This window comes from Duganella vulcania, assembly GCF_009857655.1.
GTDB lineage: Bacteria > Pseudomonadota > Gammaproteobacteria > Burkholderiales > Burkholderiaceae_D > Rugamonas > Rugamonas vulcania.
Genome location: NZ_WWCX01000282.1, coordinates 1 through 578, shown reverse-complemented (window position 1 = coordinate 578; position 578 = coordinate 1). Strand labels below are relative to the sequence as shown.

At 72.5% G+C, this 578-nt stretch carries 1 protein-coding gene; it reads left to right on the top strand.

What is annotated here, in order from left to right; all coding sequences use genetic code 11:
• Positions 1-578 (top strand): efflux RND transporter periplasmic adaptor subunit (locus tag GTP90_RS35990; RefSeq protein WP_161087957.1); only part of this gene is annotated, 578 nt, incomplete at both ends.

Here is a 578-nt window from a genome sequence, read left to right as displayed (position 1 = left end):
CCGGCCGCGCGACGCTGGCCCGCGCCGAAGCGGCCGTCCTGAGCGCCGCCGCCAACGTCGACAGCGCGCAGGCCACACTGTCGACCGACAGCACCAACCTGGCGCGCGCGTCGATCCGCTCGCCCATCGACGGCGTGGTGCTCAGCCGCAGCGTCGATCCCGGCAACGCGGTGGCCGCCTCGCTGCAGGCGGTGACGCTGTTCGCGCTGGCCGAGGACCTGCATCACCTGCGCCTGCTGGTCAACGTCGACGAGGCCGACGTCGGCGCGGTGCAGGCGGGCCAGCAGGCCGGCTTCACCGTCAGCGCCTACGCCGACCGCAGCTATCCCGCCACCGTCACCCGCGTCTCGTACGGCTCGACCATCACCGAGAACGTGGTGACCTACGTGGCCTATCTGGACGTCGACAACGCCGACTTGAGCCTGCGGCCCGGCATGACCGCCACCGCAGTGATCCGCGCAGCCCAGCATGACAATGTGCTGCTGATCCCGAACAGCGCGCTGCGTTTCACGCCCGGCGACGCCGGCGCGGCGGCATCGGGCGGGCTGGTGTCGCGGCTGATGCCGCGCCTGCCGGCA